This is a genomic window from Mucilaginibacter sp. P4_G9 (assembly GCF_056400985.1).
This window is the reverse complement of record NZ_JBFUKF010000197.1, coordinates 1-9,731: the sequence shown is the minus strand read 5'-3', so window position 1 is coordinate 9,731 and position 9,731 is coordinate 1. Positions and strand designations below refer to the sequence as shown.

At 43.0% G+C, this 9,731-nt stretch carries 11 protein-coding genes; 8 read left to right on the top strand and 3 right to left on the bottom strand.

Features of this window, described 5'->3' with window-relative positions:
- Positions 1 to 65: 65 nt before the first annotated feature.
- Positions 66 to 995: an AraC family transcriptional regulator gene (locus AC1DPZ_RS16470; RefSeq protein ID WP_477405316.1), complete on the bottom strand. Its 930-nt coding sequence runs from the start codon at positions 993 to 995 to the stop codon at positions 66 to 68.
- 156 nt (positions 996 to 1,151) lie between these two features.
- Here AC1DPZ_RS16470 and AC1DPZ_RS16465 point away from each other — a divergent pair, with 156 nt between their 5' ends.
- Both AC1DPZ_RS16465 and AC1DPZ_RS16460 read left to right on the top strand, forming a co-directional pair.
- Entirely contained in the window at positions 1,152 to 2,654 is a 1,503-nt protein-coding gene (locus tag AC1DPZ_RS16465) for an aldehyde dehydrogenase family protein (RefSeq protein ID WP_477405314.1), read from the top strand.
- A gap of 207 nt (positions 2,655 to 2,861) precedes the next feature.
- A complete protein-coding gene (locus tag AC1DPZ_RS16460) occupies positions 2,862 to 3,236 on the top strand; it encodes a DUF779 domain-containing protein (protein WP_477405312.1) in 375 nt (124 codons plus the stop codon).
- Positions 3,237 to 3,293: 57 nt separating this feature from the next.
- On the opposite strand, the gene AC1DPZ_RS16455 is transcribed toward AC1DPZ_RS16460, so the two are convergent.
- Positions 3,294 to 3,716 (bottom strand): secondary thiamine-phosphate synthase enzyme YjbQ, encoded by a 423-nt coding sequence (locus AC1DPZ_RS16455; protein ID WP_477405310.1) that lies wholly within the window; start codon positions 3,714 to 3,716, stop codon positions 3,294 to 3,296.
- A 282-nt stretch (positions 3,717 to 3,998) separates the two neighbouring features.
- Between AC1DPZ_RS16455 and AC1DPZ_RS16450 the strand changes: the two genes are divergently transcribed.
- The 5 genes from AC1DPZ_RS16450 to AC1DPZ_RS16430 all read left to right on the top strand — a co-directional run bounded on the left by AC1DPZ_RS16450 (position 3,999) and on the right by AC1DPZ_RS16430 (position 8,160).
- Positions 3,999 to 4,553 carry an RNA polymerase sigma factor gene (locus AC1DPZ_RS16450; RefSeq protein ID WP_477405308.1) on the top strand — a complete coding sequence of 185 codons (555 nt, stop codon included), beginning with the start codon at positions 3,999 to 4,001 and terminating at the stop codon, positions 4,551 to 4,553.
- 5 nt (positions 4,554 to 4,558) lie between these two features.
- Positions 4,559 to 5,377 carry a zf-HC2 domain-containing protein gene (locus AC1DPZ_RS16445; RefSeq protein WP_477405306.1) on the top strand — a complete coding sequence of 273 codons (819 nt, stop codon included), beginning with the start codon at positions 4,559 to 4,561 and terminating at the stop codon, positions 5,375 to 5,377.
- A gap of 17 nt (positions 5,378 to 5,394) precedes the next feature.
- Positions 5,395 to 6,246 carry a DUF4097 family beta strand repeat-containing protein gene (locus AC1DPZ_RS16440; protein WP_477405304.1) on the top strand — a complete coding sequence of 284 codons (852 nt, stop codon included), beginning with the start codon at positions 5,395 to 5,397 and terminating at the stop codon, positions 6,244 to 6,246.
- A 10-nt stretch (positions 6,247 to 6,256) separates the two neighbouring features.
- On the top strand, positions 6,257 to 7,069 hold the full coding sequence (locus tag AC1DPZ_RS16435; protein WP_477405302.1) for a DUF4097 family beta strand repeat-containing protein: 813 nt from the start codon (positions 6,257 to 6,259) through the stop codon (positions 7,067 to 7,069).
- A 389-nt stretch (positions 7,070 to 7,458) separates the two neighbouring features.
- On the top strand, positions 7,459 to 8,160 hold the full coding sequence (locus tag AC1DPZ_RS16430; protein WP_477405300.1) for an NUDIX hydrolase: 702 nt from the start codon (positions 7,459 to 7,461) through the stop codon (positions 8,158 to 8,160).
- A 96-nt stretch (positions 8,161 to 8,256) separates the two neighbouring features.
- Here the strand turns inward: AC1DPZ_RS16430 and AC1DPZ_RS16425 are convergent, their stop codons facing one another.
- Positions 8,257 to 9,204 (bottom strand): Smr/MutS family protein, encoded by a 948-nt coding sequence (locus AC1DPZ_RS16425; RefSeq protein ID WP_477405298.1) that lies wholly within the window; start codon positions 9,202 to 9,204, stop codon positions 8,257 to 8,259.
- A gap of 140 nt (positions 9,205 to 9,344) precedes the next feature.
- On the opposite strand from AC1DPZ_RS16425, the gene AC1DPZ_RS16420 reads away from it, so the two are divergent.
- Positions 9,345 to 9,731: DUF892 family protein (locus AC1DPZ_RS16420; RefSeq protein WP_477405296.1), on the top strand; the 387-nt coding region annotated here is incomplete at its 3' end.

The following is a 9,731-nucleotide window of genomic DNA, read 5'->3' as shown; positions in this document are numbered from 1 at the left end:
TCCTTTGTCCTTGCTCCAAAAATCCTTTGTCCGAAAGTCTGAAAGTCCTTTGTCTAAAAAAAATCTTAATTAACAATTTTCAATATGCCGGCTTTATATAAACTTGGTGTGGTGCCTGCAATTTTTCTGAAAGCGCGGCTAAAATAGTGCTGGTTATTAAAACCTGCTTTAAAACAGGCATCGGCAATGCTGCAGTAAGGGTTTCGTAAAAGCTGCTTGGCAAATTCTATCCGTTCCTTAATAATAAAATCAACCGGCGATATGCCCATTTCATGCTTAAAGGCCCTAAAGAAACTGGCCTTGCTCATGTAGGCCATTTGGCTAAGGGCATCAATGTTCAGTTTTTCGGTAAGGTGACTTTTAATGTATTGCAAAATGTAGGCAAAACGGTTACCGGCAGACAGCTGCTGCAGGTTCTCTTTTATATGGTGCAGGTTTTGCATCTGCATAATGCGGATGAGCAACTCCTTGAGGGTTAGGTTGGCCAGTACATCTTTAGTGAGCACATCGCCGGTACTTATGCTGATGAGCTTGTTAATAAGTTGCGCCAGCTCATGGTTATTAAAAAAATGAAACTGCTGATAATTAAGCTGCCATTTATCATTATTGGCACGCGGGTAATTCTCGTTCAAAAAATCAAGCGTACTTTGTATCTCCTGGTGGTTTATAGCCAGTGCCGTACATTGCGCCGGGTTAAGCTCAGATGCTTCCGGAAAATCAATGGTCATGGTAACATTGGGCGGAACAATTACGGTTTCGCCGGGCAAATAATCAAAGCCTGGCTTATCAAACAGGTGCATTACTTTTTTGCCCCGCAGCATGCTGGTGATCACCAGGTCGCTAAAAGTTAGGGGCACAAGCTCGCTGCGCTGGTAAGTTTCGTAAATATTAAGCTCGCAGTGGTTCAAAGTATAAGCCTTACGGTTTTCTACAAGCGTTTGTAGCTCCCTTTTGTCGCTTAGGGCAAACGGAGATACCAGGTTTCTCTCATTCATAATTGGCTTAATTTAAAACAAGTTAGGTATAGTTAACGATACTTTATAATTCAATTTTAAATTGAAACTATAATGCACCCAATTGATAGCATTGTGCAAATGATTGATATTATCGGTTGCTACCTTAGCTATACCAATTAAAAAACAAAAACCACTATGAGTATAACGCAAAGACCATCATTTAAGGATAAGTACGACAATTTTATTGGCGGTAAATTTGTTCCGCCCGTTAAAGGAGAATATTTTGATAATATTTCGCCTATTGACGGTAAGGTTTTTACCAGGGCTGCGCGATCAACCAAAGAAGATATTGAGGCAGCAGTTGATGCCGCCACAGCGGCATTTAAAACCTGGAGCAAAACCGCAGCAACTTTGCGTAGTAACCTGCTGTTAAAAATAGCGCAGGTAATTGAAGACAACCTGAGTTACCTGGCCACGGTAGAAACTATTGATAACGGCAAGGCTATCCGTGAAACTATGGCTGCCGATTTGCCGCTGGTGGTTGATCATTTCAGGTACTTTGCCGGTGCCATACGTGCCGAAGAAAGCAGCATATCTGAACATGATGAGTTTACTGTAAGCATCAACCTGCAGGAACCGCTTGGCGTTGTAGGGCAAATTATCCCATGGAACTTTCCTTTATTAATGGCCACCTGGAAAATAGCGCCTGCACTGGCTGCCGGTTGTTGCGTGGTTGTAAAACCTGCCGAGCAAACACCAACCAGTATTATGGTGTTGATGGAACTGATAGGCGACATCCTGCCGCCGGGCGTGTTAAACATTGTTACCGGTTTTGGGCCCGAAGCCGGTAAGCCATTAGCTACTAACCCGCGCATCAGCAAGGTTGCCTTTACCGGCGAAACTACAACCGGCAGACTGATCATGCAATACGCATCAGAAAACCTGATCCCGGTTACGATGGAGCTTGGCGGTAAATCGCCAAATATTTTCTTTGAATCTGTAGGCGATGCCGATGATGCGTTTTTTGATAAGGCTGTGGAAGGCGCAGTACTATTTGCCTTAAACCAGGGCGAAGTTTGTACCTGCCCATCGCGCATGCTGGTACACGAAAATATTTATGATAAATTTATGGAGCGCGTTATCGCCCGCACCAAAGCCATAAAAATGGGCGATCCTTTGGATTCAACCACCATGATGGGCGCGCAGGCATCAAACGATCAATACGAAAAGATCCTGAGCTACCTGGACATCGGCAAAAAAGAAGGTGCTGAAGTACTGACCGGCGGTGACGTACAAAAGCTTGACGGCGACCTGGCAAACGGGTATTACATTACACCAACCATATTTAAAGGGCACAATAAAATGCGCATTTTCCAGGAAGAAATTTTTGGCCCGGTAGTATCTGTTACCACCTTTAAAACGGTTGACGAGGCTATTGCAATAGCTAACGATACCCTTTACGGTTTAGGCGCCGGTGTTTGGACCCGCGACGCGCACGAAATTTACCAGGTACCACGTGCTATACAGGCAGGCCGCGTTTGGGTTAACTGCTACCACGCTTACCCGGCACATGCACCATTCGGCGGGTATAAAAAATCAGGTTTCGGCAGAGAAAATCATAAAATGATGCTGAACTATTACCGCCAGACAAAGAATATGCTGATCTCATATGATAAGAACAAACTGGGCTTCTTTTAGGCCCGGTAAGCTAAGGCTGCTGCAATTGTATTGGGTAATTGCAGCGCCTTTTAATACCCAAGAGGCTGTCTAAAAAAGTAAAGATTAATACCCCCTATTAAAAAGTGCAGCGGGTATGTTTTTTATAGCGCAGAATATACCCACTGCTATTTTGCAAGCCAACCATCCCCTCGCAAAAAAAGAATTATTCTTATAAACATACTTACTATGACCAAAAGAGTTTCCATTACCCCCGAAGCCGAAAAGGTGATAGCTGAGCTAAAGGCCAAATTTGGACCGCTGATGTTTCATCAAAGCGGAGGGTGTTGTGATGGCTCGTCGCCTATGTGTTTTGAAAAGGGCGACTTTAAAATTGGTAGCAGCGATGTAAAAATTGGCGAAGTAGCAGCCTGCGAATTTTTTATGAGCATAGATCAGTTTGAATACTGGCGGCATACGCACCTTACCCTTGATGTTACTCCAGGCAGGGGATCCAGCTTCTCCATCGAAATCCCGATGGGGATCAGGTTTATTATCCGCTCCAGGTTATTTACCGATGAGGAATTGAATGACCTGGAACCTGTGGAATATTTTGAATCGTGAAAATCTCAAACATTTATAATAAGCCGGGCGATGCCTGCGTGATTTATAACTTATACCCTACTCGCCCCAGGCGGTAATAACCAGGTCGCGGCTGCCGCCATAATTTCTATGCTCGCACAGGTAAATACCCTGCCAGGTACCAAAGGCAGGGCGACCATTGCGGATAGGCACCATTACCGAACTACCCAGCATAGCTGCCTTTAAATGAGCCGGCATATCGTCAGACCCCTCATCATCGTGGCGGTAATCGGGGTCGTTTTCGGGCACAGCCTTATTAAAATACATTTCAAAATCAAGTCGAACGGTTGGGTCGGCATTTTCATTTATAGTAAGCGMTGCCGAAGTATGCTGGATAAAAACCTGCATCATCCCCACACGCATGCCCGCTATTTGCGGTATGGCCTGTAAAACTTCGGCAGTAATTAAATGAAAGCCCCGTTTGCGCTCCCGCAGGCGAAGAATTTGCTGGTGTATTTGCATGAGGTTAAATATATTCAGAATAGATGACGCAGCAAAGATTTTKGGACTTTCGGACGAAGGACTTTCGGACTTTCGGACGAAGGACTTTCGGACAAAGGACTTTCAGACTTTCGGACGAAGGACAAAAGATGTGTTTGCCTTCTTTTGTCCTTCGTCCGAACGTCCTTTGTCTTTTGTCCAAAAATCCTTTATCAAAAAAATCCACGATTTTTTTCTAATTTCCTGTAACCATTTTATTTTCCTGCTRTCTCCAATATATAAATTAAACCGACCGAGTCTTTTTTGAACGCATTAAGTGATAATACGATCATGCTCCGGGTAAAAGCCGGAGATCTGGAAAGGATGGGTTTGCTGTTCGAAAGGCATTACCGTTCGCTGTATGGCTTCCTGTTCCACATGACCTATCATCGCGAGGCCAGCGAGGATATGGTGCAAACCGTGTTTTATAAAATGCTTCGGTACCGTAACAGTTTTACCGGCGAAGGTGAGTTTATGGCCTGGATGTACCAGATAGCACGCAATGTACTGAAGGATGAGGTTAAAAAGAAGGGCAAAGTACAGGGAGCGCATTATGATGTTGCTGAAATGGCCGACAGGCTGCCCGGCGGCGCCAGCGCCGATGAGCACCTGGAAAAAAAGCAGGCTAATACCGGCCTATACACGGCGATGAAAAAACTAAGCGATGATAACCGGGAAATATTAACACTTAGCCGTTTCCAGGAACTGAAATACCAGGAGATAGGACAAATTTTAGGCATAACCGAAGGGGCCGCCAAAGTACGTGCCTTTAGAGCCATGCAGGAATTAAAGGATATTTATACCAGGATGGAAGCTTAAACAGGATGAAGATGAATTGTGAGCAATACGAGGAAAAATTTAGCGGCTATATAAGCAAGCAGCTAAGCGCTGCTGAGCGTGAAGAATTTGAAAAGCACATAACAGGTTGCGAAGGCTGCCTACAGGAACTTACCGCCATACAGCAGGTTTGGGATTTAATGGACGGTATAGAAGTTCCCCAACCCAGCGCCCATATCCCCGTAAAGTTTAAGGCGATGCTGGATACCTATAGGGAATCGATTGAGGAGAAAAAAGAGGCATTCAGTATTAAAGATCAGCTGGCCCGTTTATGGCAATGGCAGCCACGCTGGCCGCTGGCTTACAGTTTGCTTATCGTGTTCATCGGTTTTGGATGCGGGTTCCTGGTTTTCGGCACCAGCACTGCCGGTAAGCAGGATGAACAGTTACAGGCCCTTACCGCGCAGGTACATGAGCTGAAGCAAACCATGATGCTGGCCCTGCTGGAAAATCCTTCGGCATCTGAGCGTATCAGGGGGGTGAGCTATACCAGCGAGATCAGGCATGCCGATAAGGAAGTGATTGACGCCTTATTTGCCACGCTGAACAACGACCCAAATGTGAATGTACGTTTAAGTACGCTGGATGCCCTAACCCACCTGGCCGCGCACCCGGAAGTAAGGCAGGGGCTCATTCAATCTATCATTCAGCAGGATTCGCCGCTGATGCAGTCGGCAATTGCAGATGTGATGCTTAAGCTGCAGGAAAAAGGATCGGTAAATTCATTTAAACAACTATTAAAACAAAAGGACCTGAATCCTGGTGTAAAAGACAAGATAAGGCAAACCATAACACAACTCATTTAAAAAAGAAAAACCATTTTATGAAAACAACATTGATCACCGTTTTTACGGCGCTGGGGCTTTGCTTTGCCCAAACACTGGCACAAGGCCAGGAATATAAGGAGCACATCAGCAAGCAATTTACTTTTGGCAAAGGTATAGTGGTTGTGTACAACATTTGGGGAAGCATTAATGTAGAGGGTTACGCAGGCGATAAGGTGTTGATGGAAATTGACCAAACTATTAAAGGTAAAACCCAGGCCGATGTTGATATGGCCAAAAAAGAATTTAAACTTGGCTTTGACCAAAAAGCAGATAGCGTAATAGCTTATACTGCCGAACCATACGATACCCGCCCACACAATTGGGACCGTAATGACAAAGAGCACCATCGAAATTACATAGTACAACTGGAATACACCATCAAAGTGCCTTTTAATATGAGCCTTGCTGTTTCAACAGTGAACGATGGTCATGTTACGGTTAAGGATGTTTACGGTTCATTGAAAGTTAATAATGTAAATGGTTCTTTAGAGATCATCAACGCAAAGGGAACTACCGTTGCGCGTACCGTAAATGGCCCGGTAACAGTGAACTACCTGGCTGTGCCTCCCGGCGAGTCATCATACCATACCATTAACGGGCAGATGAATATTACCTATCCCGCCAATCTATCGGCAGATCTATCCTTCAAAAGCATGAACGGCCAGTTCTTTACCGATTTCCCTGATGCCGAGGTAATGCCCAGTAAGGTTGTAAAAACCGAAGCAAAAAATGGTGCAGGTACTACCTATAAAATGAGTTCGAACTCCGATGTACGCATCGGCTCGGGCGGTAAACTCTTCAAATTTGAAACCCTTAACGGGAATATTTATATCAAAAAACAGCAATAATAAAGGTAACATGAAAACGATAAAGATTTTAAGTGTATTTACAGCAGCCATACTATTAACCACCCGTTTATGGGCGCAGGAGCAACTGGTTGTTCCGCTGAGCGACCCGGGTAAACCCTATAAACTAAATGTAGGTTTGATAGATGGCTCGATAACAGTAACCGGCTACGACGGCAAAACCATTATGGTTGAAGGGCAGATTGATGAAAAGCGGAAAGAGCGTGAGAAAGAAAAAGAAAAGATAAGCGGCATGCGCCGTTTAAACAGCAACGGTATGGATATCAGCGCCGATGAAAAAAACAACCAGGTTAATGTACACAGCAGCATGGGTAAATCTGTTAATCTCACTATCAAGGTTCCAAAATCTGCAGGTACGTTTAAAATATCAACCGTAAACGGGGGCGATATTACCGGCAGTAATCTTGATGGCGAGCTGGAAGTAAGCAACGTGAACGGAAGCATCAAGTTAACCGATATATCAGGCTCGGTAGTGGCCACTACGGTAAACGGTCCGGTAATCGTTAGCTTCAGGTCTATCGATCCGAAGGCAGCCATGGCTTTCTCTACCTTGAACGGGAAAATTGATGTAACCTTTCCCGCCGGTCTGAAAGCCAACGTGAAGCTAAAATCCGACCGTAGCGACATCTTTACCGATTTTGACGTAGTAACCGATCAGCATAAACCCAACGTTACCCGCAGCAATAAGGACGGTATGTACAGCCTTAAAATTGACGACTGGGTATACGGCAAAATAGCAGGCGGTGGTCCCGAGATCATGATGAAAACCACCTTTGGCAGTATTTATATCAGGAAGGCAAAGTAGGAAAATAATTTGTTGATTTGAAGATTTGGTGATTTGAAGATTTGAAAATGATAAGAACCAATTAGCTATCAAAATCGGTGAAATCATCATTGAAAAATCGGTGAAATCGCTGTTGATTTTGCAAAAAAGACACATTGATTTTGCCTCGAATATTTCAATATTTTTTTTCGAATCAGTTAAATATTTTTCCCTGGTATACAAATATTAATACCGGGAAAACTCATTTTAGATAAAAGTGCATTAAACTGCATATAAGTGTTATTAAAACACAACAAATGTTCCCGGTTGTTTACATTCATGTACCAGATTGTTCTTACATTTTTCATTTAGTTCACATATATCAAATGTTATTTTATATTTGTTTTTATAACAAAAGTTCAAAGTGAAAAATGCTTAAGTATTCCAAACAAACCAGGTTATTATTAGCGGTAGATTGCATAATTTTTGGCTTTGATGGGGAGGTTCTAAAAATATTATTGATAAAAAGGGGCTTTCAGCCCGAAAAAGGCAACTGGAGTTTGATGGGCGGTTTTGTGCAGAACGATGAAAGTTTAGACCAGGCTGCTAACCGCATTTTAAAGCAATTAACCGGCCTGGAAGGCGTGTACCTTGAACAATTATACTCCTTTGGCGACCCCAACCGAGACCCCTTGGAGCGTACTGTATCGGTTGCCTATTTCGCCCTGATAGATATCCATAAATACGAAACACAAATAAGCGCCGACTACCATGCCGAATGGTTCCAGCTTAAGCGGGTTCCAAAACTGATATTTGATCAACAGGAAATGGTAGAGCAGGCCCGTAAGCGCATCCGTTACAAAGCGGCTATGCATCCTATCCTGTTTGAGCTTTTACCTACCAAATTCACCATTCCCCAGCTACAGATCCTGTACGAAAGTGTTTTTAATACCACGATCGATAAACGTAACTTCAGCAAGCGTGTACTGGCTACAGGGCTACTTATTAAACTGGCGGATAAGGATAAAGCCGGCTCCAAACGCGGTGCCTATTATTACCAGCTTAACATGCAAAACTACTATGCCAAATTCCAGGCGTTTATGAATTTTATCCCCAACCCGGATACGTTGTAGTAATTACATACACATATTAAGGCAAAAAACCATCTCCCTATGCAAAGGAAGTGCCTTGCATAAGAAGATTATTTCGCCTTGCCTAATTTTATGTTTCTATTTCAACATTACCTTGGTTGCCCCATAACCAAACTTCTCTTTCCTTGCATCCATAAAGGTTTGTACTTTAGGGTGTTTACTTAATACTTTTTGCAGTTCGTGCCGTAACGTACCATTACCGGCACCGTGTATAAAAGTTATATCGGGTAGTTGGTGTACAATAGCGGCATCAAGGGCTTTATGAAAATGGGCCAGCTGGATAGACAGCATTTCGCTGCTCTGCAAAAACTGGTAGTCGTCCCGCAGTTTTTCAATATGCAGGTCAACCTCGCTTACCGGTTTTTCAAATACAACTTTTTCTTCAGCGGGCTTAAAAAAGCTTTCCTTCAGTTTTTGAGCGTCTATCACCAACTCCGGTTCATCGAGCCTGATGATCCAGCCTGGTTGGTTTAATAAAGGCACCTGTTTTTTTGTTGTCGAAAAATCTTTCGCCTTAAATTTTTCTTTCACTACCAACGGTGCAGGTGGTTCAATATTTTGCTTCGTATTATAAATAATATGAAAAATAAACGTGGGCCATAGCTGCAGATCGGCCAGTTGGGCAGAATAGATATTTTCTGATGACCGCGGCGCTATTACCCCGGAAAACTCACCTTTAAACACCTGCTGCTTTTCGGTACTGAACGCAGCAAGCAATTGGAACGATGTAGTATTCACCAAATGAAAATGTACTACCGACTGCGCCTTTGCGTCCGCAACAACACCAACATAAATGCCTTTTTTATCAAACTGCGATAAATCAACTGGTTTTTCCTCAGCAACCGCATTTTTTTTTGACCCGGCAGGCTCGTAGCCGTGTACAGTGGTAACTTTACTCGCCAGCACAGGAATCTCAAACTCGTCCTCGCCGGTAACGCCAATCATCTGGTCGTCGATGATACGGGTTATAAAACCTTCCATTTTTTCATCAACAAACCTTACAAAATCGCCTAATTTATATTTCATAACTGTACTTATCAGTGGGCAAAGTTAGTTTATCCGTACACATTAAAACAAAATAAAACTTACATGCTTCTTAGTGTACCCTATATACTGGTTAATTGTAATGCACTCCTTATTCTTAATAAAGTTTCAATTATTATAACATGAATAATAATACCCATAATACCTTAGAGCCTCATCTGTTAAAGCAGGTATTCATTCATAATCTTAACCGGTTATACTTTGGCAAGTGCTACCTGAATAACAACCTTGGGCACATTATTAACCTGGCTTCATTTAACAATTTAAAACTGGCTATAAATGAATTTTGGGACGATATAAAAAAACAAATAATCCGAATGGATGAGGTTTACATCTACATGAACGAAATACCTTCCGACAAAAATTGCAACCCTTTAAAAGCTATCGTTAAAGACCAGTTTTGTCTGGATGAAAAGCCGCCTATGACTATTTTAAGCGACTTTGATATCATTATGTACATTCAATTACTGGAACATGTAAACATCACATCATGCCGGATGCTAATGATG